21 protein-coding genes are annotated in these 21,485 nt (G+C 72.3%); 16 read left to right on the top strand and 5 right to left on the bottom strand.

All coding sequences use genetic code 11. The features are described 5' to 3' along the window. Positions 1–537 precede the first annotated feature (537 nt). Genes N912_RS0102520 through N912_RS0102490 form a run of 7 tightly spaced genes read left to right on the top strand, consistent with a single transcriptional unit; the run spans position 538 to position 7,948 of the window. Positions 538–1,809, top strand: a complete 1,272-nt coding sequence (locus N912_RS0102520) for an acyl-CoA dehydrogenase family protein (RefSeq protein WP_028921182.1) — start codon at positions 538–540, stop codon at positions 1,807–1,809. Then, positions 1,806–2,438 (top strand): TetR/AcrR family transcriptional regulator, encoded by a 633-nt coding sequence (locus N912_RS49030; RefSeq protein ID WP_211261110.1) that lies wholly within the window; start codon positions 1,806–1,808, stop codon positions 2,436–2,438. The genes N912_RS0102520 and N912_RS49030 overlap by 4 nt, the downstream gene beginning before the upstream one ends. Positions 2,439–2,460: 22 nt before the next feature. Then, positions 2,461–3,429 carry an SMP-30/gluconolactonase/LRE family protein gene (locus N912_RS0102510; protein WP_245645159.1) on the top strand — a complete coding sequence of 323 codons (969 nt, stop codon included), beginning with the start codon at positions 2,461–2,463 and terminating at the stop codon, positions 3,427–3,429. Further along, positions 3,426–5,135 (top strand): class I adenylate-forming enzyme family protein, encoded by a 1,710-nt coding sequence (locus tag N912_RS0102505; protein WP_028921180.1) that lies wholly within the window; start codon positions 3,426–3,428, stop codon positions 5,133–5,135. The genes N912_RS0102510 and N912_RS0102505 overlap by 4 nt, the downstream gene beginning before the upstream one ends. After that, positions 5,125–5,868, top strand: coding sequence for an enoyl-CoA hydratase/isomerase family protein (locus N912_RS0102500; protein WP_028921179.1), 744 nt, complete (start codon positions 5,125–5,127; stop codon positions 5,866–5,868). Before N912_RS0102505 ends, N912_RS0102500 begins: the two co-directional genes overlap by 11 nt. Further along, positions 5,855–6,904 carry a phosphotransferase family protein gene (locus N912_RS0102495; RefSeq protein ID WP_037062675.1) on the top strand — a complete coding sequence of 350 codons (1,050 nt, stop codon included), beginning with the start codon at positions 5,855–5,857 and terminating at the stop codon, positions 6,902–6,904. Before N912_RS0102500 ends, N912_RS0102495 begins: the two co-directional genes overlap by 14 nt. 18 nt (positions 6,905–6,922) lie before the next feature. Continuing rightward, positions 6,923–7,948, top strand: a complete 1,026-nt coding sequence (locus N912_RS0102490; RefSeq protein WP_028921177.1) for an LLM class F420-dependent oxidoreductase — start codon at positions 6,923–6,925, stop codon at positions 7,946–7,948. On the opposite strand, the gene N912_RS49025 is transcribed toward N912_RS0102490, so the two are convergent. Next, complete coding sequence (locus N912_RS49025; RefSeq protein ID WP_245645158.1) at positions 7,890–8,567, bottom strand: TetR/AcrR family transcriptional regulator; 678 nt, start codon at positions 8,565–8,567, stop codon at positions 7,890–7,892. The two genes, N912_RS0102490 and N912_RS49025, sit on opposite strands and share 59 nt — an antisense overlap. 76 nt (positions 8,568–8,643) lie before the next feature. On the opposite strand from N912_RS49025, the gene N912_RS0102480 reads away from it, so the two are divergent. The 3 genes from N912_RS0102480 to N912_RS0102470 are packed head-to-tail and all read left to right on the top strand — an operon-like array spanning position 8,644 to position 11,769. Then, positions 8,644–9,840, top strand: coding sequence for an acyl-CoA dehydrogenase family protein (locus tag N912_RS0102480; RefSeq protein ID WP_028921176.1), 1,197 nt, complete (start codon positions 8,644–8,646; stop codon positions 9,838–9,840). 20 nt (positions 9,841–9,860) lie between these two features. Continuing rightward, complete coding sequence (locus N912_RS0102475) at positions 9,861–10,970, top strand: acyl-CoA dehydrogenase family protein (protein WP_028921175.1); 1,110 nt, start codon at positions 9,861–9,863, stop codon at positions 10,968–10,970. Positions 10,971–10,977: 7 nt separating this feature from the next. Further along, positions 10,978–11,769, top strand: coding sequence for an enoyl-CoA hydratase/isomerase family protein (locus N912_RS0102470; RefSeq protein WP_028921174.1), 792 nt, complete (start codon positions 10,978–10,980; stop codon positions 11,767–11,769). 3 nt (positions 11,770–11,772) lie between these two features. Here the strand turns inward: N912_RS0102470 and N912_RS0102465 are convergent, their stop codons facing one another. Further along, positions 11,773–12,465, bottom strand: a complete 693-nt coding sequence (locus N912_RS0102465) for a GntR family transcriptional regulator (protein ID WP_028921173.1) — start codon at positions 12,463–12,465, stop codon at positions 11,773–11,775. A gap of 150 nt (positions 12,466–12,615) precedes the next feature. On the opposite strand from N912_RS0102465, the gene N912_RS0102460 reads away from it, so the two are divergent. The 5 genes from N912_RS0102460 (at position 12,616) to N912_RS0102440 (ending at position 17,450) form a co-directional block, all read left to right on the top strand. After that, positions 12,616–13,230 (top strand): 5-oxoprolinase subunit B family protein, encoded by a 615-nt coding sequence (locus N912_RS0102460; protein ID WP_028921172.1) that lies wholly within the window; start codon positions 12,616–12,618, stop codon positions 13,228–13,230. After that, a complete protein-coding gene (locus tag N912_RS49020) occupies positions 13,227–14,159 on the top strand; it encodes a 5-oxoprolinase subunit C family protein (RefSeq protein ID WP_245645157.1) in 933 nt (310 codons plus the stop codon). Before N912_RS0102460 ends, N912_RS49020 begins: the two co-directional genes overlap by 4 nt. After that, positions 14,156–15,481: an MFS transporter gene (locus N912_RS0102450; protein WP_028921171.1), complete on the top strand. Its 1,326-nt coding sequence runs from the start codon at positions 14,156–14,158 to the stop codon at positions 15,479–15,481. The genes N912_RS49020 and N912_RS0102450 overlap by 4 nt, the downstream gene beginning before the upstream one ends. Positions 15,482–15,640: 159 nt before the next feature. Further along, on the top strand, positions 15,641–16,813 hold the full coding sequence (locus N912_RS0102445; protein ID WP_051579472.1) for a CaiB/BaiF CoA transferase family protein: 1,173 nt from the start codon (positions 15,641–15,643) through the stop codon (positions 16,811–16,813). A gap of 154 nt (positions 16,814–16,967) precedes the next feature. Beyond that, positions 16,968–17,450 carry a Dps family protein gene (locus N912_RS0102440; RefSeq protein ID WP_028921169.1) on the top strand — a complete coding sequence of 161 codons (483 nt, stop codon included), beginning with the start codon at positions 16,968–16,970 and terminating at the stop codon, positions 17,448–17,450. Between the two features lie 7 nt (positions 17,451–17,457). Here N912_RS0102440 and N912_RS49015 read toward each other — a convergent pair whose 3' ends face one another. Then, positions 17,458–17,652 (bottom strand): hypothetical protein, encoded by a 195-nt coding sequence (locus N912_RS49015; RefSeq protein ID WP_037062672.1) that lies wholly within the window; start codon positions 17,650–17,652, stop codon positions 17,458–17,460. A gap of 161 nt (positions 17,653–17,813) precedes the next feature. Here N912_RS49015 and N912_RS61750 point away from each other — a divergent pair, with 161 nt between their 5' ends. Continuing rightward, positions 17,814–18,128 carry a DUF3040 domain-containing protein gene (locus N912_RS61750; RefSeq protein ID WP_084210531.1) on the top strand — a complete coding sequence of 105 codons (315 nt, stop codon included), beginning with the start codon at positions 17,814–17,816 and terminating at the stop codon, positions 18,126–18,128. Between the two features lie 6 nt (positions 18,129–18,134). Here the strand turns inward: N912_RS61750 and N912_RS49010 are convergent, their stop codons facing one another. Next, the gene (locus N912_RS49010) at positions 18,135–19,724 is read right to left on the bottom strand and encodes an APC family permease (protein ID WP_051579470.1); all 1,590 of its coding nucleotides are present in this window, start codon (positions 19,722–19,724) and stop codon (positions 18,135–18,137) included. A 16-nt stretch (positions 19,725–19,740) separates the two neighbouring features. After that, positions 19,741–21,477: a pyruvate dehydrogenase gene (locus N912_RS0102420; RefSeq protein WP_028921168.1), complete on the bottom strand. Its 1,737-nt coding sequence runs from the start codon at positions 21,475–21,477 to the stop codon at positions 19,741–19,743. Between the last annotated feature and the right edge of the window lie 8 nt (positions 21,478–21,485).

Below are 21,485 nucleotides of genomic sequence, written 5' to 3'. Positions count from 1 at the left end.
TGATTCGTCCTCCACCTCCTCCTTGACACGTATCCGACGGCGCTGCGCCCGCGCCGATGACACCGCGTTCCGCAACCGGGCGATAGCGACACCGAAAGCGGCAGCCGTGTGCCGCTGCCAATAGGGAGTCAGCAGCCAAGCCTCGTACGCGACCGCACCTCAGCCTGCTGGGCCTGAGAGCGACCGGTTGGCGCCCTGAGCATCCGCGGGACTGGTCCGATAGTGGGTTCGCCCGTCATTCTGGCCACCCCTAGACTGCCCGCCACGGCGTTCCGTCACCGTGCGTAGTGGTGTCTGCCGCCTAGGATGCGGCCGACTCGTGATCATCAGGCCGTCACGGTTGATTTTCTACTGCTATAACAACCCTGGTGACCTGATGATCTTGTTTAGATACCACCCGAACCCCCCGACCGCCCAAGGACGGCTACCCAACGTCACGAAACCGCACGGTCGCCACGAAACGAGCGCCGCGCTCCCAACTTTCGCCGCGACCAGACCGGTGCCATCCTTGCCGAACGATCGTTTAGGGGAGGCACCGTGGACTTCGAGCTGCCCGAAGAGCTTCGCCGCCGTCTCGCCGGCCTCGACGAGTTCATCGAGCGCGAGATCGTCCCGCTCCAGCGCCAGGATGACAACGAACGGTTCTTCGACCACCGGCGGGAATGGGCGCGCACCGACTTCGAGGCCGGCGGCACGCCACGGCGGGAGTGGGAGGAGCTGCTCGGCGAGATGTTCCGCCGCGCCGACCGGGCCGGCTGGCTGCGCTACGGACTGCCCAAGGAGGTCGGCGGCGCGGGCGGCTCGAACGTCGACATGGCGGTGATCCGCGAGCACCTGGCGCATCGCGGGCTCGGACTCCACAACGACCTGCAGAACGAGTCCTCGGTGGTGGGCAACTTCCCGTTCGTGCACATGCTCCTGGAGTTCGGCAGCCCGGCACAACGCGCCGAGCTGATGGAACCGATGATCACCCGCAGGGCGCGCATCGGGTTCGGCCTCACCGAGCCCGACCACGGCAGCGACGCCACCTGGATGGAGACCACCGCGACCCCCGACGGCGGCGACTGGCTCCTCACCGGCATGAAACGTTTCAACTCGGGGATGCACTCCGCCACCCACGACGTGATCTTCGCCCGCACCTCCGGCGACCCAGGCGACGCGCGCGGCATCACCGCGTTCATCGTCCCCACCAACACCCCGGGGTTCTCCGTCGACTTCCACTGGTGGACGCTCAACATGCCGACCGACCACGCCGAGGTCACCCTGCGCGAGGTGCGGGTGCCGGGGGAGTCGGTGTTCGGCGAGGTGGGCGGGGGGCTGGCGGTGGCCCAGACGTTCGTCCACGAGAACCGGATCAGGCAGGCCGCTTCCGGGGTGGGGGCGGCACAGTACTGTATCGACCGCAGCGTCGCCTATGCCCGCGAGCGCGTCACGTTCGGGCAGCCGCTGGCCACCCGCCAGGCCATCCAGTGGCCGCTGGTCGAGCTGCACACGGAGGCGGAGCTGGTGCGCGGGTTGGTGCGCAAGACGGCATGGGAGCTGGACCGGGTGCCACACATGCGGATCAGCGACAAGGTCTCGATGTGCAACTACCGGGCGAACCGGCTGGTGTGCGACGCGGCCGACCGGGCGATGCAGGTGCACGGCGGCCTGGGCTACACCCGGCACACGCCGTTCGAGCACATCTACCGCCACCACCGCCGATACCGGATCACCGAAGGTTCCGAGGAGGTCCAGATGCGCAGGGTGGCCGGATACCTGTTCGGGTTCGCCGGACCCGCGAAGACGAAGACCGGGAGCCCATCGTGATCAACGTGACCGACCCCGAGCGGGCTCGCCCGCGCGGCCGCGCGGCGGACGGCCCGCCCGGCGACGCCGTCATCATCGAAGCGACCATCGCGGTGATGGCCGAGCACGGCTACCACGGCACCTCGGTGCGCGACATCGCGGTCAGGGCCGGCCTCAGCCCCGCCGCCCTGTACCACCACTTCGCCTCCAAGCAGGAGGTGCTCGCAACGATCATGGAACGGGGCATCGAGGCCCTGCTCGCGCGCACCCAGGCCGCGCTGGCCGCCGCCGGCGACGACCCGTGTGACCGGCTGCGCGCGCTCGTCGAGGTGCACATCCTGTTCCACCTGGAGGACCAGCGCGGGACCCTGCTGGGCACCAGCGAGCTGCGCGCCCTCGAGGAGCCGGTGCGCACCCGGCACGTCGCCAAGCGGGTGGCCCAGCAGCGGCTGTTCGACCACGTGGTGGTGGACGGGGTGGAGCGCGGGGCGTTCCACACCGCGCTCCCGCTGGAGGCGGCGCGGGCGATCGTGGTGATGTGCACGGGCGTGGCCAGCTGGTTCTCCCCGTCCGGGCCGGCGAGCCCGGAGGAGATGGTGCGCCGCTACCAACACCTGGCCCTGGACATGGTGGCCGCATCCACCGACTGAGAGTCGACGAAAGGCCGAACTCATGATCAACGCCGATCTGACCCCGTCGACCACCGCGCCGCTGCGCGAGATCGCGCGCGGGCTGAACTTCCCGGAGGGGCCGATCGCGATGCGCGACGGCACCGTGCTGCTGGTGGAGATCGGCCGGGGCACGCTGTCGCGGGTGTGGCCGGACGGGCGGGTGGACGTGGTCGCGGACCTGGGCGGCGGTCCGAACGGGGCGGCGATCGGGCCGGACGGCGCGGCCTACGTGTGCAACAGCGGCGGCTTCGAGTTCACCGACGTGAACGGCATCAACACCCCGCACTACCAGCCGGCCGACTACCGGGGCGGCTCCATCCAGCGGGTCGTGCTGGACGGCCCGGACGCCGGCGCCGCCACCGAGCTGTACACGCACTGCGACGGGCGCCGGCTGCGCGGCCCGAACGACATCGTGTTCGACGCCGACGGCGGATTCTGGTTCACCGACCTCGGCAAGACCCGCCGCCGCGACGTCGACACCGGCGCGCTCTACTACGCCACCCCGGACGGCGGCTCGATCACCGAGGTGGTGCACCCGCTCACCCAGCCCAACGGCGTCGGGCTCTCCCCGGACGGAACCAGGCTCTATGTCGCGGAGACCGGGCCGGGGCGGGTCTGGTACTGGGACGTGACAGGCCCGGGGCGGCTGGAACCGCCGGAGCGGCCGATCGGCCCGGGCGGCGCCGGGCTGCTGCACGGGTTCGCCGGCTACCAGCCGCTCGACTCGCTCGCGGTGGACGGCGCCGGCAACGTCTGCGTGGCGACGCTGGTCACCGGGGCGGTGAGCGTGCTCGCCCCGGACGGCACCCTGGAGCGGCAGGTCCCGGTGCCCGAGCCGGACCCGTTCGTGACGAACATCTGCTTCGCCGGCGCCGACTCGAACACCGCGTACATCACCTCGTCCGGGCTCGGGCGGCTCTACGTCACCGAGTGGGACGGCCCGGGCATCGACCTGGCGTTCCGGGCGTGAGCGCGGCCGGGTCAAGGGCCGAGCTGACCGCCCGGCTCACCGCGCCCGGCCAGGAGTTCGAGGTGGCCGAGCGCGAGGTCGGCGGCGTGCCCATGCGCGTCTACACCCGGGGGCCGCAGACGCTGCGCGAGCTGGTGCTGAACACGACCGCGTTCGGCGACCACGACTTCCTGATCTACCAGGACGAACGCCGGAGCTTCGCCGAGCACCTGCGGCTGGCGTCCGAGCTGGCCCGCTGCCTGCTCGACGAGTACGGACTGAGCCACGGCGACCGGGTGGCGGTGAGCATGCGCAACTACCCGGAGTGGGCGCCGGTGTTCTGGGCCGCCCAGCTCGCCGGGCTGGTGGTGGTGCCGCTGAACGCCTGGTGGAGCGCCCCGGAGCTGTGCTATGCCCTCACCGACTCCGGGGCGCGGCTGCTGGTCGCGGACGCCGAGCGCACCGCCCTGCTCGCCCCGCGCCGCGACGAGCTGGGACGGATCCCGCTGGTCGAGGTCAGGGGCGCCGGGCGGCCGGCGCCCGGGGTGCGCGGCTGGGACGAGCTGGTCGACTCGCTCGCCACGCATGCGGACGCGGGTGAACCGGACGTCACGGTGGCGCCCGACGACGACGCGACGATCCTCTACACCTCGGGCACCACCGGCCGCCCCAAGGGCGCGATCGGCACCCACCGCAACCACTGCACCAACACACGCAACATGGTGCTCGGCGCGACGGTCAGCGCGATCTTCGCAAACGGCGGCACGCCGCCACCGCCGCCCGACCCGGACGCGCCGAGGCCCGGCACCCTGTGCACGTTCCCGTTCTTCCACATCGCCGGGATCAACGCCCTGTGCGTGACCACCGCGCTCGGCGCCAGGCTGGCCACGCTCTACAAATGGGACCTCGAACAGGCCCGCGAGCTGATCCGCCGCGAACGGCTGACCACCGCCTCCGGCGTGCCCACGCTCATGCGCCAGCTCGTGGCGGACGGCGGCGGGCTGGACAGCCTGGCCACCATCGGCATGGGCGGCACCTCGATCCCGCCGGACCTGATCGGACGCATCGACGCCGAGTTCGGCTCGCTGGTCGCGCCGGGCAACGGGTACGGGCTCACCGAGACCACCTCGGCCGTCGCGACCAACACCGGCGCGGACTACGTCGCGAGGCCGGACAGCGTCGGGCGCTGCGTGCCGGGCGCGGACGTGCGGGTGGTCGACCCGGCGACCGGCGCGGACCTGCCCGACGGCGAGGTCGGCGAGCTGTGGTTCCGGGGGCCGAACGTGGTGCGCGGCTACTGGAACAACCCGGCGGCCACCGAGGAGGCGTTCACCGACGGCTGGTTCCACAGCGGCGACCTGGGCCGGGTCCAGGACGGCTGGCTCTACGTGGTGGACCGGCTCAAGGACGTGGTGATCCGGGGCGGCGAGAACATCTACTGCACCGAGGTGGAGGCCGCGCTGTTCGAACACCCGGCGGTCGCCGACGTGGCGGTGCTCGGCGTGCCCGACGCGGACTACGGCGAGCGCGCGGTCGCGGTGGTGGTAGCCGAGAACCACGCCACCGCCGACGAACTGCGCCGCCACGTCGCCGAACGACTGGCCGCCTTCAAGGTGCCCGACCACGTAATCTTTCGAACCGAGCCGCTTCCCCGCACCCAGTCCGGCAAGGTACTCAAAAAGGACCTGCGCACCGAGCTCACCGAGGGGAGACCCGATGGCGCGTGACGTCACCTACCAGCCCCGGGGCCATGTCGGGATCGTGACGCTGAACCGGCCGGAGGTGCACAACGCGCTGCGCGCCCAGACCTACCGCGAGCTGACCGACCTGGTCAGGGCCACCGCCGCCCGGGTCCTGGTGATCACCGGGGCCGGCCGCTCGTTCTGCTCCGGCGACGACGTGCGCGAGATGGCATCCCCGGAAGAGCCCCGGCTCACCCCGGCCGCCGCCGCACTGCTGGAGACCGACGTCCCGGTGATCGCCGCGGTGAACGGGCCCGCGGTGGGCTGGGGGATGGAGCTCGCGCTCATGGCCGACCTCCGCGTGGCCGCCCGCTCGGCGCGCTTCGGCGAGCTGTTCGTCAAGCGCGGGTTGTGCAGCGACGTGGCCGGCCTCGCGCGCCTGGCCCAGCTCGTCGGGCGGGAGCGGGCCGCCGAGCTGCTGTTCACCGGGGAGGTGATCGGCGCCGAGCGGGCCGAGCGGATCGGCCTGGTCGGGCGGGTGGTGGACGACGACCGGCTGCTCCCGACCGCGCTGGAGCTGGCGGAGCGGATCGCGTCCAACCCGCCGCTCGCGGTGGCCGCGCTCAAGGCCGGCCTGCGCCGCGCCCTGGACCCCGACTGGTCCGACCTGGGGACCTGGGTGAGCGCCCGGCTCGGCGAGCTGTTCGCGACCGAGGACCACCGCGAGGGCGTCCGGTCCTTCCTGGAGAAACGGGCACCGCACTATGTCGGGCGCTGAAGCCGGCATCGAGCGCGCGCCGGTCACCGACTGGCTGGCCGCCAACGTCCCCGGGCTGGTCGCGCCCGTCACGTTCACGCTGGTCGCCGGCGGCCGCTCCAACCTGACCTACCGGGTCGAGGACGCCGCCGGCGCCGCCTTCGCGCTGCGCCGCCCGCCCACCGGCGGGGTGCTGTCCACCGCCCACGACATGGGCCGCGAGTGGCGGTTCCTGTCCGCGCTGGCCCCGACCGCGGTGCCGGTGCCCCAACCGCTGGCGTACTGCGCCGACCCGGCGGTGACCGGCGCGGAGTTCTACGTCATGGAGTTCGTCGACGGGCTCGTGCTCGCGGACCTGGACGCCGGCCTGCGCCTGGCCCCGAGCGCGCGCCCGTGCGCCGGCCGCGACGTGGTGGACGTGCTGATCAGGCTGCACGAGGTGGACCCGGTCGAGGTCGGGCTGGGCGACCTGGTGCGCTCGCGCGGCTATGTGGAACGCCAGCTCTACCGCTGGCATCGGCAGGTGCACCGCTCCGGGGCCGCCAACCTCGACCTGCTCGACGAGGTGCACGACCTGCTCGCCGCCAGGGTGCCCGCGCAGGGCGACGGCATCGTGCACGGCGACTTCCGCCCGGGGAACATGGCCTTCGGCCCGGACGGGCGGGTGCGCGCGGTGTTCGACTGGGAGCTGGCCACCACCGGCGACCCGCTGGCCGACCTGGGCTGGCTGGTCGCCACCTGGCAGCTCCCCGACGCCGGCCCCGGCCCGACCACACCGGGTCCGAGCGCCGCGCCCGGCTTCCCGAGCCAGGACGAGCTGGTCGCCCGCTACGCCAAGACGTCCGGCCGGGACGTGTCCAACCTGCCGTACTTCGTCGCGTTCGCCCGCTGGCGCTCGGCCTGCATCATGGCCGGCGTGCACGCCCGCTACCTGGCCGGCGTGATGGGCGACGACGGCTATCTCGACCAGGCGCGCCAGCGCGGCGAGCAGGCCGAAGCGCTGGTGCACGCGGCCCGGGACGCACTGCGTGACCTCGGTATCGGCGGTATCGGCTGACCACAAAGGGAGACAGGCATGAGGCTGGGCTCGATGGTGCACTACGCGGGCAACGTGCTGGAGAGCGTCGAGCGGATCAGGTCCTGGGAACGGGCCGGGCTGGACGTGGTGTGGGTCGCCGAGGCCTACGGCTACGACGCCCCGACCCTGATGGGCTACCTGGCCGCGCGCACCGAGCGGGTGCTCATCGGCTCGGCGATCCTGCCGCTGTACTCGCGCACCCCCGCGCTGATCGCCCAGACCGCCGCCGGGCTGGACCACCTCTCCGGCGGCCGGGCGATCCTCGGCCTCGGCGCCTCCGGGCCGCAGGTCATCGAGGGCTGGCACGCGGTGCCCTACGACCGGCCGGTGGCGCGCACCCGCGAGATCATCGACATCTGTCGCCGGGTGTGGCGCCGCGAGCGGCTGGTCAACGACGGGCTGTACCCGATCCCGCTGCCCGAGGACAAAGGCACCGGCCTCGGCAAGCCGCTCAAGCTGATCAACCACCCGCCCCGCCCGGACATCCCGATCTTCGTCGCGGCGCTGGGGGACGCCAACGTGGCGCTCACCGCCGAGGTGGCGAACGGCTGGATCCCGACCATCTTCGTCCCGGACAAGGCGGCCGAGGTCTGGGGCGAGTCGCTGGCCAGGGGAAAGGCGAAGCGCTCCGAGGACCTCGGCCCGCTGGAGGTGACCGCCGGCGCCTCGCTGGCCATCGGCGAGGACGTCACAGCGCTGCGCGAGCTGGCCCGCCCGAGCCTGGCCCTCTACATCGGCGGCATGGGCGCGCGGAACCGCAACTTCTACAACAACCTGGTCTGCCGCTACGGCTACGCCGACCAGGCCCGCCACATCCAGGACCTCTACCTGTCCGGCCGCAAGGAGGAGGCCGCCGCGGCGGTGCCGGCCGAGCTGGTCGAGCGCACCTCCCTGATCGGGCCGGCGGGCTACGTCAAGGAGCGGATCGCCGCCTACAAGGAGGCCGGCGTCACCATCCTGAACGTCAGGCCGATCGGGGAGAACCCGCTGGCCGACCTGGAGCAGGTGCGCGACTGGGCGTAGCGGGGCACTCCACGATCCGCATCGCAATGCCCGTGTAGCGCCGCACCAGCTCCGGCAGGTCCACCTCACCCGCAGGGTCGTACCACTGCGCGATCGCGTTGCACGCCGCCTGGATCGCGCGGCGGGCGTCGGCGGGGTGCGGGCAGCCGAACGCGCCGCGCGCCACCCCGTCGTCGATCACCTCGGCCCACAGCCGGGTCGCCGAGCGGCGCAGCCCGTCCAGCCGCTCCTGGTGGGCCGGCTCCAGGTTGCGCCACTCCCTGGCGGCGATGTTGCTCTCCACCCGCCGCCGCACCCGGTACTCCACGGCCGCCCTGACCATGGCGCCCAACCGCTCGGCCGGGTCGTCCCCGGCCTCGCCGAGCTCGCGCTCGCAGGCCCGGAAGTAGTCGTTGGTGCTCTCCTGGATCAGCTCCGCCAGCAGGTCCTGCTTGCTGGAGTGCCAGTGGTAGAGCGCGGACAGGCTCAGCCCGGCGACCTTGGCGATGTCCCGGATCGACGCGCCGTGGTAGCCGCGCTCGGCGAAGACCTCCCTGGCCGCCGCCGTGATCGCCGCCCGGCCGGCGCCACGCGGAACGTGCGCCGAGCCGTTCGCGCGGTCCGCTCGCGCCGTGCTCACCGGGCCAGCATATGACCGGGCGCCGACGGCCCGACCCCGCATTGTGAACTTAACGATTGATCGGTAAGTTCGCCCCATGACCGGACAGGAGTACCGCGACGCCGCTCGGACCTGGCTGCGGGCGAACGCGCCGGCACCGGCCGCCGGGCTGGAACCCGCCGAGCAGCTGCGGGTGGCCCACGAGTTCCAGGCCGCGCTCTACGAGGCCGGCTACGCGGGCATCACCTGGCCGAAGGAGGTCGGCGGCCAGGGCCTCGGCACGGCCGAGCAGCAGATCTTCGGCGAGGAGGCCGCCGAGTTCGAGCTGCCCAGCTACCCGTTCATGATCGGCCTGGGCATGTGCGGCCCCACCCTGATCGACCTGGGCACACCCGCGCAGAAGCAGCGCTACCTGCGCCCGATGCTCAGCGGCGAGGAGATCTGGTGCCAGCTGTTCTCCGAGCCCGGCGCCGGCTCGGACGTGGCCAGCCTGCAGACCCGCGCGGTGCGCGACGGCGACGCCTGGGTGGTCAACGGGCAGAAGGTGTGGACCACGAACGCCCAGTGGGCCGACTTCGGCGCGCTGCTCGCCCGCACCGACCCGGACCGCCCGAAGCACGCCGGGATCACCATGCTCATCGTGGACATGCACGCGCCGGGCGTGACGGTCCGGCCGCTGCGCGACATGTCCGGGCGGGCGCCGTTCAACGAGGTGTACTTCGACGACGTGCGCATCCCGGCCGACGGGGTGATCGGCGAGGTGAACCGGGGCTGGCAGGCGGCGGTCACCATGCTCAGCCACGAGCGGGTGTCCATCGGCGGCTCCCGGGGACCGCGCAGCGGCCCGCTGGAGTTCGCCGCGCTGGTCAAGCTGGCCCGCCGCACCGGCGCCGACCGCGACCCGCTGGCCCGCGACCGGCTCGCCGACCTGTACGCGCACGAGCGCGCGCTGGAGCTGCTCAACGCGCGGATGCGCCAGGAGGCCGCCGCCGGCCACCCGCCGGGCGCGCGCGGCTCGGTGGCCAAGCTGGCCGGCGCGCTGCTGCTGCGCCGGGCCACCGAGACGGCCGGGCTGCTGGCCGGCGCCGGCGCGGTGGCCTGGGACCCCGACGACAAGCAGGCCGCCGAGCTGGCGTACGGGATCAAGTCCGCGCCCGCCTCCGGCATCGCCGGCGGCACCAACGAGATCCAGCGCGGCATCATCGGCGAGCGGATCCTGGGCCTGCCGAAGGAGCCGCAGGTCGACAGGGACGTCCCGTTCCGCGAGCTCAAGGTCGGCACCCAGCGGGTCTGACAGTACCGAGGAGAATCCCCATGCGGCTCGTCCTGAGCTCGGAGCAGCAGGAGCTGCGCTCCGCCACCCGTAAGTTCCTCGCCGACCAGTCACCGCCGGAGAAGGTCCGCGCCGCGATGGCCTCGGGGGAGGGGTACGACCGCGCGCTGTGGTCACGGCTGGCGGGGGAGCTGGGCGTGCTCGGGCTGGTGGTGCCCGAGGAGCTCGGCGGCTCCGGCGCCGGCCACGTGGAGCGGGCCGTGGTGGCCGAGGAGCTGGGCCGGGCGCTGGTGCCCTCGCCGTTCCTCGGCTCCGCCGTGCTCGCGGTCGACGCCCTGCTCGCGCTGGACGACGACGCCGCGCGGGCCGAGCTGCTGCCGGGCCTGGCGTCCGGGGAGACGATCGGCGCGCTCGCCGTGGCCGAGGCGCCCGGCCCGTGGGACGCCACCGGCGGAGCCACCACCGCGACCCGCCGCGACGCGCACTGGGAGCTGACCGGCACCAAGACGTTCGTGTTGGCCGGCGACGTGGCCGACCTGCTGCTCGTCTACGCGCGCACCGAGGACGGACCGGGCTGGTTCGCCGTGCGCGAGCCCACCGGCCTGACCCGCACCACGCTGGACGGCCTGGACCCCACCCGCCGGCTGGCCAAGCTCACGTTCGCCGCGACCCCCGCCCGGCCGCTGGCCAGCGCCGACCCGGCCGCCGCGCTGGAGCTGGTGCGCGACCTGGCCGCCGTGGCGCTGGCCGCCGAGCAGGTGGGCGGCCTGGAGCGGGCCATGGAGCTGACCGCCGACTACGCCAAGGTCCGCGTGCAGTTCGGCCGCCCGATCGGCTCGTACCAGGCGGTGAAGCACGGCATCGCGGACATGTACAGCGCGTGGGAGCACGCCGTCTCGGTGCTGCGCTACGCCGCGTGGGCCGCCGACCACGACCGGGCCGAGCTGCCGCTGGCCGCCGCGCTGGCCCAGAGCTACATCGGCCCGGCGTACTTCGAGGTGGCCACCGGGATGGTGCAGTACCACGGCGGCATCGGCTATACCTGGGAGCACGACGCGCACCTGTACTACAAGCGCGCCAAGGGCTCGGAGCTGCTGCTGGGCGCCCCGGCGCAACACCGCGCCCGGCTCGCCGACCTGCTGGGCCTATAGGAGGGTCATGACCGACTCCGTGCTGCTCTCGGACCACGACAAGGCCGCCGGGGTGCTGACCCTGACGATCAACCGGCCGCACCGCAAGAACGCCATCGACCCCGAGACCTGGGACGCGCTGCGCACCGCGCTCGCCGAGGCGGGCAGGGACCCGGAGGTCCGGGCGCTGGTGGTCACGGGCGCGGGCGGTGACTTCAGCGCCGGCGCCGACCTGTCCAGCGGCCGCGACGGCCACCCGCTGCCGAGGATGCACGGCATCAACGAGGTGGCGCTGCTGCTGCACGAGCTGCCCAAGCCGTCGGTGGCCAAGGTGTCCGGCGTCGCGGTCGGGGCCGGCTGGAACCTCGCGCTCGGCTGCGACCTGGTGGTGGCCACCCCGGATGCGCGGTTCTCCCAGATCTTCGCCAAGCGCGGGCTGTCGCTGGACTTCGGCGGGTCCTGGCTGCTGCCCAGGCTGGTCGGGATGCAGCAGGCCAAGCGGCTGGCGCTGCTCGCGGAGATGATCGGCGCCGAGGAGGCGCGCTCGCTGGGCCTGGTGACCTGGGTGGTCGAGCCGGGCGAGATCGACCCGTTCGTCACCGACCTGGCCACCCGGCTGGCCGCCGCGCCGCCGATCGCGGTGGCGCAGAGCAAGGCCCTGCTGCAGGAGAACGTGGACCGGACGATGCGCGACGCGCTGGCCTCCGAGGCCCGCGCCCAGTCGATCAACTTCGCCACCGAGGACGCGCCCGCCGCGTTCCGGGCCTTCCTGGACAAGACCGAGCCGAACTTCACCGGCCGCTGGGCGGTCGGCCGCTAAACCTCAGCCGAGGTGCTCGGCGCGGCGTTGCCCGTAGGCCTCCACGAGCTGACGCTCGGCGTGGTCGAGGTACGCGTACAACAGCTTCTCCGCCTGCGCCCCGTCACCTTTCTCGAGGACGGCGGCGATCTCCCGGTTGCGGTTCAGATAGGGCTCGTGGAACCAGCGCGGGTTCTCCATCACGTGGAAGACCAGCCGCAGCTCAGCCTGTACGGCACGCATCAGCTCGTCGATCCGGGCACTGCCGGCCAGCGCCACGACCGCCTCGTGGAACAGAATGTTCGCGGTGCCCAGTCCGCGCCAGTCCTTCTGGTCGAGCGCAAGCTGACCCTGCTCCACCGCGTCGACGATCCTGGCCAGCCCGGGCGGGCGGGCGGTGATGCCGCGCACCACCGAGCACTCGACGAGCTTGCGCACCCGGTACACGTCGATCACGTCATCCATGTCGAGCACCCGGACGAACATGCCCCGGTTCAGCTCGTGCACCAGCAACCGCTCGTGCGTGAGCAGCCGGAACGCCTCGCGCAGCGTATTGCGGGAGACACCTAGCGCCTCGGTGATCTCCTCCTCGGCGAGCCGTACGCCCGGACGGAAGTAGCCGGCGCTGATCCGGGCGCGCAGGATGCCGGCCACCCGCTCGGCGGTGCTCGTGCGGCCGAGAAGCGCACGGTCGGCCATCAGCCCGTCCGACGTCATGACCGCTTCCTCCGGCGCTTGCCCCCGATGTGAGGGGATGAGTCTAGCAATCCCTCAAAGAATGAGCCGTCAGGAGTCTTGGAGGATCGTTCAACAATAGGCTACGCTGGCCCGCACGCAGTGACGCCGACCACAACCGAGGTTCGAGAGATGGACGTTCTCCGGTGCGGTATCGAGGCCGCCCTGGTCGAGGTGGACGACCGCGACCAGGTCCTCGCGCTGCACGCGTCGCTGCGGGCCGCCCCGCCGGAGGGGACGCTCGAACTGGTGCCCGCCGCCCGCACCCTGCTGGTCCGCTTCGACCGGCGGCGCACCAGCTTCGCCCGGGTCCGCGACACCCTCGCCGCGCTGCCGATGGCCGCCGTCGACGACCGGGCGCCGACCGAGGTCGTGATACCCGTCCGGTACGACGGCGCCGACCTCACCGAGGTCGCCTCGGCCACTGGGCTGACCCGCGCCGAGGTCATCCGCCGGCACACGGCGGCCCGCTACACGGTCGCGTTCTGCGGTTTCGCCCCCGGCTTCGCCTACATCACCGGGTTGGACCCGGCCCTGCACCTGCCCAGGCGGGCCACCCCGCGCACGGCGGTGCCGCCCGGCTCGGTGGCGCTGGCCGATGAGTACACGGGCATCTATCCCCGGTCGTCCCCTGGCGGCTGGCGATTGATCGGCACCAGCGAGCTGACCGTATGGGACCTGGAGCGCTACCCACCCACCACGCTGGTGCCGGGCAGCGCCGTGCGGTTCGAGGTGGCCGACCCGTGAGCGCGCCGTGCATCGAGGTGCTGGCCACCGGGCCGGCCGCCACCATCCAGGACCTCGGCCGCCCCGGGCTCGCCGAGCTCGGGGTGGGGGAGTCCGGGGCCGCCGACCGCCCGGCCCTGCGGCTGGCGAACCGCCTGGTGGGCAACCCCGAGCGGCACGCCGCCGTCGAGATCACCTTCGGCGGGCTGGCGGTGCGGTTCGGCCGAGCGGCGTTGGTCGCCGTCGCCGGGGCGCCCTGCCCGCTGCGGGTGCGGCGCGCCGGCACCGAGCGGGCGGCCGGAATGTACGCCCCGATCTACGTCCACGCCGGCGACGAGGTGCACGTCGGGCCGGCCGGCCTCGGCATGCGCAGCTACCTCGCGGTGCGCGGCGGGATCGACGTGCCGCCGGTGCTGGGCTCCCGGGCCACCGACACGCTCGCCGGCCTCGGCCCCGCACCGCTGGAGGTGGGGTCGCTGCTGCCCATCGGCGATCGGGCGCTGGACTATCCGCGCGTCGACGTGGCCCCGCAGCCGGCCTACCCGGATCGCCCCGTGCTCCGCGTGGTCCCGGGCCCCCGAGAACACTGGTTCGCCCGCGGCGCGCTGGCCGCCCTCTACGACTCCGGGGGCTACGAGGTCACCGCCGAGAGCAACCGCATCGGCATGCGCCTTTCCGGGCCGCGACTGTGCCGCCGCGACTCCCGCGAGCTGCCACCGGAGGCTACGGTCACAGGGGCGCTGCAGGTGCCGCCGGCCGGCCAGCCGATCCTGTTCCTCGCCGACCACCCGGTCACCGGTGGCTACCCCGTGATCGCCGTGGTCCATCCGGACGACCTACCCATGGCCGCGCAGGCCCGCCCCGGCCGGCGCGTCCGGTTCATCCCGCACCGTGCCCAGATCATGAACCGCCAGCCCTTCAACGCCGAAGAACCAGAGAGGCAGCCATGACGGACAACCAGCAGGTACCCCCCGAGCGGTCCGGGAGCCCGACCAAGGTCATCGTCGCCAGCCTGATCGGGACGTCGCTGGAGTGGTACGACTTCTTCCTCTACGCGACCGCGGCCGCGCTGGTGTTCAACAAGCTGTTCTTCCCCCAGTTCGACCCCGCGATCGGCATCCTGCTGGGGTTCGTCACGGCGGCCGTCGGGTTCGTCGCGCGGCCGCTGGGCGGGATCATCTTCGGTCACTTCGGCGACCGGGTGGGCCGCAAGCAGGTGCTGGTCGTGACGCTGATCCTGATGGGCGGGGCGACGTTCCTGATCGGCCTGCTGCCCGGCTACGCCAGCATCGGGATCTGGGCGCCGATCCTGCTGACGGCGCTGCGGTTCCTGCAGGGCATCGGCCTGGGTGGGGAGTGGGGCGGCGCGGTGCTGATGACCATGGAGCACGGCGACCCCAACCGTCGCGGTCTCAATGCCAGTTGGCCGCAGATCGGGGTGCCGATGGGCAACCTGCTCTCCGCCGGCGTGCTCGGGCTGCTCAACGCGGTGTTGTCGGAGCAGGCGTTCCTGTCCTGGGGGTGGCGCATCGGGTTCCTGATCTCCGGCGCGCTGGTGCTGGTCGGGCTGTGGATCCGGATGACGATCGCGGAGAGCCCGCTGTTCGCCGAGATCGAGCACAAGGGTGAGAAGGCCCAGATGCCGCTGCTCGAGGTCATCAAGAAGCACCCCAGGGGCCTGCTCGTGGCGATGGCGGCCCGCGTCGGCACCGACGTGGCGTTCTACACCTTCACCGCGTACATCATCGTCTACGTCACCTCCAACCTGGGCCTGCCGCGAGGCGTCGGGCTCAACGCGGTGTTGATCGGCTCGGCCTGCCAGCTCGCGCTCATCCCGCTTTTCGGCGCCATGTCCGACCGCTACGGCCGCCGCCCGGTGTACGCGGCCGGGGCGATCTCCGCGGGCATCTGGGCGTTCGCGTTCTTCCCGCTGCTGGCCACCAAGTCCACAGCCATCATCGTGCTCGCCACGATCGTCGCGCTGGTCACGCACGCGGCCATGTACGGGCCGCAGGCCGCGTTCATCTCCGAGCTGTTCTCCACCAAGCTGCGCTACAGCGGTGCGTCCATGGGCTACCAGGTCGCCGGCATCGTGGGCGGCGGCATCGCCCCGATCATCTCCATCGCGCTGGTCCAGAAGTTCCACACCGCGTTCGCCGTGTCCGGATACGTGCTGGCCATGGTCGTACTCACGCTGATCGCCCTCAAGTTCGCCCCCGAGACCAGCGGGCGCGACCTGACCGGCGACAACCCGATCCCGGCACGGTCCTAGGAGCCCTCGGCGCCGGACCCCGACCGGTGAGGCACCACCGGATGTGGGGGGACGGGGTACGGCGCCGAGCCCGGCCGTCCCGATGCGCCGCCCGTCCCGTTCACGGACACTGAGATAACAAGGCTCAGTGCCCGGGGACGGAACGGAAGGCGGACGCGGATGACGGAGGACGAGGCACCGGCGGGCAGCCAACGGCCGCTGGAGGGCCTGCTGGTGGCCGACTTCTCCCGGGTGCTGGCCGGGCCGTACGCGACCATGCTGCTGGCCGACCTGGGCGCCGACGTGGTGAAGGTGGAGGGGCCGCACGGCGACGAGACCCGGACCTGGACGCCCCCGGACCGCGACGGCGTGGCGACCTACTACCTGAGCATCAACCGGGGGAAGCGCTCGATCGCGCTCGACCTGCGCGACGAGGGCGACGCCGAGCTGGCCAGGGAGCTGGCCCGCCGCGCCGACATCATGATCCAGAACTTCAAGCCGGGCGGCCTGGCCAAGTACCGGCTGGACTACCTGAGCGTGCGTGCCGCCAACCCCACTGTGGTGTACGCGTCCATCAGCGGGTTCGGCGCCGGGCCCGGCGCGCGGGTGCCCGGCTACGACCTGATGGTCCAGGCGCTGTCCGGCCTGATGAGCCTGACCGGGGAGCCGGACGGCCCGCCGTACCGGGCCGGCGTCTCGGTGATCGACGTGATCACGGGCAACCACGCCGCGATCGGCATCCTGGCCGCCCTGCGGCACCGCGACCTGACCGGCGAGGGCCAGCACGTCGAGGTCAACCTGCTGTCCTCGGCGCTGAGCGGGCTGGTGAACCAGAGTTCGGCCTACGTCGCCGGCGGGGTGGTGCCCTACCGGATGGGCAACGAGCACCCCAGCGTGTACCCCTACGAGCCGCTGCCCACCGCCGACCGCGACATCATCATCGCGGCCGCCAACGACGGCCAGTTCCGCGCGCTGTGCGGGGTCCTCGGGGCGCCCGAGCTGGCCGACGACCCCCGGTTCCTGCACAACGCCGACCGCACCGCGAACCGCGCCGAGCTTCGCCCGTTGCTGGCCGAGCGGCTGGCCACCAGGGGCGCCGCCGAGTGGTTCGACGCGCTGGTCGGCGTCGGGGTGCCGTGCGGGCCGATCAACACGGTGGACGGCGGCTTCGCGCTCGCCGAGCGGTTCGGCCTGGAACCGGTGGTCTCCGTGGGTGAGGCCGGGCGCGCGGTCCCCACCACCCGGCATCCGATCCGGTTCTCCGAGACGCCGGCGCGCTACCGGCTGCCACCGCCCGAGCTCGACGAGCACGGCGCCGAGCTGCGCAAGTGGCTGTCCACGCCGAACGGCTAGCCGACGCGTTTCGGTGCCGGCGCCGGCCGGTCGCACAGAGTGTTATAACGATCTGGTGCTGATCGGGCTTCGTTTAGCGCGGGCGCGGCAGGATACCCACGGCGGGCCGGGATGACCGCCATCCCGGTGTCGGGAACCGGAAGGAGCGCACGCCATGGCACAGCCGATCACGAGTCCCGTGGAGGAGGCGGCGACCAACACGGCGGGAACACTCCTGCAGGACACCCTGGTCGACCTGGTGGACCTGTCGCTGGTGGCCAAGCAGGCGCACTGGAACCTGGTGGGCAGGCAGTTCCACGACGTCCACCTGCACCTGGACGAGCTGGTGCAGACGGCCAGGTCGTACATGGACGCGGTGGCCGAGCGGTCGGCGGCGATCGGGGTCTCGCCGGACGGCAGGGCGCCGACGGTCGCCAAGTCGTCGGGCCTGGCGGAGTTCCCCAGCGGATGGGTGAGCGACCGGGACGCCGTCAAGAAGATCTTCGAGGCGACGGACACGGTGGTACGCCGGCTGCGCCCGCGCATCGAGCAGGCCGGCGCGGTCGACTCCCTCACCGAGGACCTGCTGATCGGGCTGGGCCGCGACATGGAGAAGGCCCGGTGGATGTGGCAGGCGCAGAACGTCGGCTTCGAGTAGCCGAGCGTCAACCCGGCGGATAGTCCTCGTCGTCACCGGCGGTGCCGGCGGGGCGGCGCTGCTCCGCGGCATCGGCCGGATCCGCCTCGGTGTCGGTTTCAGGGTTGGCTTCGGTGTCGGACGTGGCGATTGTCTCGTCCGCCTCGTCGATCGGCAGCTGTTGCTCGAGAAGATCGGCCTCCGGCCGTTCCGCACTGGTCATGGCGCCTCCAACCGCTCGGTGATCCTGTCTCGCCGAGCAGGCGTACCCGGATGACACTCGGTCTAACGCCCCTCGGACGAGTGTCACTCGACTACCGATGGTTGCGGCGCCCCTGACGTGGTACTCGTGGAGTAGGAGGGGTCACGCGCTCGGAGGAGGCCGTGGTGTTGAGCGAGCGGGAACAGCAGGCTCTTGATGAGATCGAACGTGGAATCTCGTCGGACGACCCGAGGCTCGCGGCCGCGCTGAGACGCTCCCGGGTAAGCCGACAGGCATGGTGGACACGGCTGGTTCACGACATGGTCATCGTGTTCTCGGCGATGCTGGCCATCCTGTGCGTGGTGCTCGGCCAGGTCGGCGCGGGGTTCGTCGCCGGCCTGTTCGCGGCCGTCGTGGTGGTGGTGCGGCGCAGGCGCTTCCCGGCGCGCGCCGGCTCCCCCCGCCGCCGTCCGTCGTGGCTGCGGCGCCTGAGCTGACGGCCGTCAGGGCGCGATGGTCGGCCGCGCCGGGTTCGCCGCCAGGTGCGCCCGCCCGGACCGCACCGCCAGCGCGAACACCCCCGCGCCGAGCACGGCCACGATCAGCGAGTCGTACGGCGCGGGCAGGTAACCGGCGCCCTTGAAGGTGCCCAGCCAGGACAGCAGGATCAACGCCAGCAGGTACCCGACCACCCAGGCACCGCGGCGCAGCTCGGTCAGCAGCGGCTCGCTGCTCTCCAGCCGCCGCATCGCCAGGAACAGCGGCACCCCGATCAGCGCCAGCGGCAGCGCCAGCCGCAGGTCGTGCCACCCCGACCAGTACACGAACTCGGTGGCCACCACGAAGCTCAGCGGCGCGATCCAGCGCAGCCCGGGCACCCAGCCGGACAGCCGCTCCGGCTCGGCCGAGGCGAACACGGCGGCCGCCACCGCCGAGGACGAGTACAGCAGCAGGTACATGGTGCCCATCACGCTGACGATGTCCTGCCACCCGCCGAACGGCAGCAGGAACAGCACGATCACCACCAGGTTCAGCGCCAGCGACCGGCGGGGGATGCCGGAGCCCTCGTGCACGCGCATGAAGTACTCGGGCAGCAGCCGGTTCTTGGCCAGCGCGTAGGTGTGCCGGGCGTTGATTGCGACGCCCACGAACGCCGAGCCGCCGGGGGAGACCACCGCGTCGGCGTAGAGCGTGACGGACAGCCACCAGAGGTTCAGGATCAGCGCGAGCTGGCCGAACGGCGAGTCGAAGTTGACCCCCTGCCAGCCGTTCACGAGCATGCTGTCCGGCACCGTGAACAGGAACGCGGCCTGCAGCCCCAGGTACATCAGCACGGCCAGGCCGATGCTGGCCAGCACCGCCAGCGGCACCGTGCGCTTCGGGTTGCGCGCCTCGCCGGAGAAGTCCACCGCCGCCTGGAACCCGCTGACCGAGTAGATGATCCCGCCGGCGGCCAGCGCGGTGAGCACCGCCGGGTAGCCGTACGGGGCGAAGCCGCCGTGGTCGCCGAGCCGGCCCGGTTGGAAGCCGGACGCCAGCAACGCCACCACGGTGATCACCGGAACCGCGATCTTGAACACGGTGATCAGGTTGTTCACCCTGCCGAACAGCCGCACCCCGTACCAGTTCAACACCGTCAGCAGCAGGCCCAGCGCCACCCCGACCAGCAGGCCGTACGCGGTCAACGTCTTGCCCTGGTAGAGCCATGGCAGGTAGTGCCCCGCGTACTGGATGATCGCGGTGACCTCGGCCGCGTTCGCGCCCACCGACAGCAGCGTGGCGAACCCGATCACCGAGCCGACCAGCCGCCCGTTGGCGTACAGCGGCCAGCGCACCGTCCCGCCGCCCTCCGGCCGGGTCGCGCCCAGCTCCACCAGGACCAGCGCGATCAACGCGCACAGCACGCCCGCACCGATCCAGGCCAGCAGCGACGCCGGGCCGGCGATCTGCGAGGCGTAGAGCGCCGCGAACAGCCACCCGGACCCGACGATGTTGGAGAACCCGATGGCCGTCAGGCTGCCGACGCCCAGATTCCGGCGCAGCCGTCGTTCTTCGGCAAGAATGCGATCATGGGTCGAGCCGGTGACGACCATGTCACACGTCCAGACTTTAGGGCCGGGGGATAGAGCGCAGGTTGCTGCGCGCCAACTGGATCATAGAACCGACACCGCCGCTGAGCACAGTGCGAGTGGCCGCGAGCGCAAATCCCCGCACCTGGGAGGCGGTGATGTGCGGCGGGATGGACAGCGCGTTCGGGTCGGTGCGCACGTCCAGCAGGTAGGGGCCGGGAACGGACAGCGCGGTGCGCATCGCGCTGTGCAGCTCGGCGGGGTCCTCCACGGTGAGCGACGGGATGTCGCACGCCGACGCGACGCCGGCCAGGTTCGCCGGCCCGTGGTCGGTCTGGAAGGACGGGTAGCCGGCGACCATCATCTCCAGCCGGATCATGCCCAGCGAGCCGTTGTTGAACACGATCGTCTTGACCGGCAAGTTGTGCTCGCGCACGGTGAGCAGCTCGCCGAGCAGCATCGCCAGGCCGCCGTCGCCGGACATCGACACGACCTGGCGGTCGGGGTAGGCGAACGAGGCGCCGATCGCGTGCGGCAGCGCGTTGGCCATGGTGCCGTGCCGGAACGAGCCGATCACCCGCCGGCGCCCGTTCGGGCTCAGGTACCGGGCCGCCCAGACGTTGCACATGCCGGTGTCCACGGTGACGATCGCGTCGTCGGACATCAGCTCGTCGAGCACGGTGGCCACGTACTCGGGGTGGATCGGGCGCAGCTTCTCCACGCCCTTGCTGTACGCCGAGACGACCTTCTCCAGCGCGTCCGCGTGCTTGCGCAGCATGCGGTCCAGGAACGACCTGTCGTCCCTGGACTTGAGCAGCGGCAGCACCGCGCGCAGCGTTGCCCCGACGTCCCCCTCGACGCCCAGGTCGAGCCTGGTCCGCCGGCCCAGGTGCGAGGCGTCCCGGTCCACCTGGACGGTGTGCGCCTGGGGCAGGAACGTGTCGTACGGGAAGTCGGTGCCGAGCAGCACCAGCAGGTCCGACTCGTGCATCGCCTCGTAGCAGGCGCCGTAGCCGAGCAGCCCGGACATGCCCACGTCGTACGGGTTGTCGAACTGGATCCACTCCTTGCCGCCCAGCGAGTGCCCGATCGGCGCGTGCACCCGCCCGGCCAGCTCCAGCACCTCGTCCCTGGCGTCGCGGATCCCGGCGCCCACGAACAGCGTCACGGTCTCCGCCGCGTTGATCCGGTCCGCGAGGGCCTGCACCTGGTCGGGGGCCGGAACGCCGACCGCCCTGGTGGTGACCAGGTGGCTCTCCCCGGTGCCGTTGGCCGCCGGCTGGGAGCTGACGTCACCGGGCAGCACCAGCACGCCCACGCCGGGGTGGGTCACCGCGGACTGCATGGCGATGCGCAGCAGCCGGGGCATCTGCTCTGGGCGGCTGACCAGCTCGCAGTAGGCGCTGCACTCGGCCAGCAGCTGCTGCGGGTGGGTCTCCTGGAAGTAGTTGGTGCCGATCTGGGTGGACGGGATGTGCGAGGCGATCGCCAGCACCGGCGCGCCGCTGCGGTGCGCGTCGTAGAGCCCCTGCACCAGGTGGGTGTTGCCCGGGCCGCAGCTACCGGCGCACACCGCCAGCCGGCCGGTGACCTGCGCCTCGGCGGCGGCCGCGAGCGCGGCGGCCTCCTCGTTGTGCACGTGCACCCAGTCCAGGTCGGGCACCCGCCTGATCGCGTCGACCAGCGGGTTCAGGCTGTCCCCGACCAGGCCGTAGATCCTGCGTACCCCTGCCTGGCGGAGCACCTCGACGATCTGCTCCGCGACGGTCTGCGCCATCCGTCCCT

This window comes from Actinospineispora acaciae DSM 45401, from assembly GCF_000620785.1.
GTDB lineage: Bacteria > Actinomycetota > Actinomycetes > Mycobacteriales > Pseudonocardiaceae > Pseudonocardia > Pseudonocardia acaciae.
The sequence above is the reverse complement of the archived record's forward strand: the minus strand, read 5'-3'. Positions and strand labels throughout refer to the sequence as shown.

Bases quoted from the DNA above. Each gene is read 5' to 3' on its own strand.
- N912_RS0102510 (WP_245645159.1), top strand. From the start codon at position 2,461: ATGATCAACGCCGATCTGACCCCGTCGACCACCGCGCCGCTGCGCGAG.
- N912_RS0102500 (WP_028921179.1), top strand. From the start codon at position 5,125: ATGGCGCGTGACGTCACCTACCAGCCCCGGGGCCATGTCGGGATCGTG.
- N912_RS0102495 (WP_037062675.1), top strand. From the start codon at position 5,855: ATGTCGGGCGCTGAAGCCGGCATCGAGCGCGCGCCGGTCACCGACTGG.
- N912_RS0102490 (WP_028921177.1), top strand. From the start codon at position 6,923: ATGAGGCTGGGCTCGATGGTGCACTACGCGGGCAACGTGCTGGAGAGC.
- N912_RS0102480 (WP_028921176.1), top strand. From the start codon at position 8,644: ATGACCGGACAGGAGTACCGCGACGCCGCTCGGACCTGGCTGCGGGCG.
- N912_RS0102475 (WP_028921175.1), top strand. From the start codon at position 9,861: ATGCGGCTCGTCCTGAGCTCGGAGCAGCAGGAGCTGCGCTCCGCCACC.
- N912_RS0102470 (WP_028921174.1), top strand. From the start codon at position 10,978: ATGACCGACTCCGTGCTGCTCTCGGACCACGACAAGGCCGCCGGGGTG.
- N912_RS0102465 (WP_028921173.1), bottom strand. From the start codon at position 12,465: ATGACGTCGGACGGGCTGATGGCCGACCGTGCGCTTCTCGGCCGCACG.
- N912_RS0102460 (WP_028921172.1), top strand. From the start codon at position 12,616: ATGGACGTTCTCCGGTGCGGTATCGAGGCCGCCCTGGTCGAGGTGGAC.
- N912_RS0102450 (WP_028921171.1), top strand. From the start codon at position 14,156: ATGACGGACAACCAGCAGGTACCCCCCGAGCGGTCCGGGAGCCCGACC.
- N912_RS0102445 (WP_051579472.1), top strand. From the start codon at position 15,641: ATGACGGAGGACGAGGCACCGGCGGGCAGCCAACGGCCGCTGGAGGGC.
- N912_RS0102440 (WP_028921169.1), top strand. From the start codon at position 16,968: ATGGCACAGCCGATCACGAGTCCCGTGGAGGAGGCGGCGACCAACACG.
- N912_RS49015 (WP_037062672.1), bottom strand. From the start codon at position 17,652: ATGACCAGTGCGGAACGGCCGGAGGCCGATCTTCTCGAGCAACAGCTG.
- N912_RS49010 (WP_051579470.1), bottom strand. From the start codon at position 19,724: ATGGTCGTCACCGGCTCGACCCATGATCGCATTCTTGCCGAAGAACGA.
- N912_RS0102420 (WP_028921168.1), bottom strand. From the start codon at position 21,477: ATGGCGCAGACCGTCGCGGAGCAGATCGTCGAGGTGCTCCGCCAGGCA.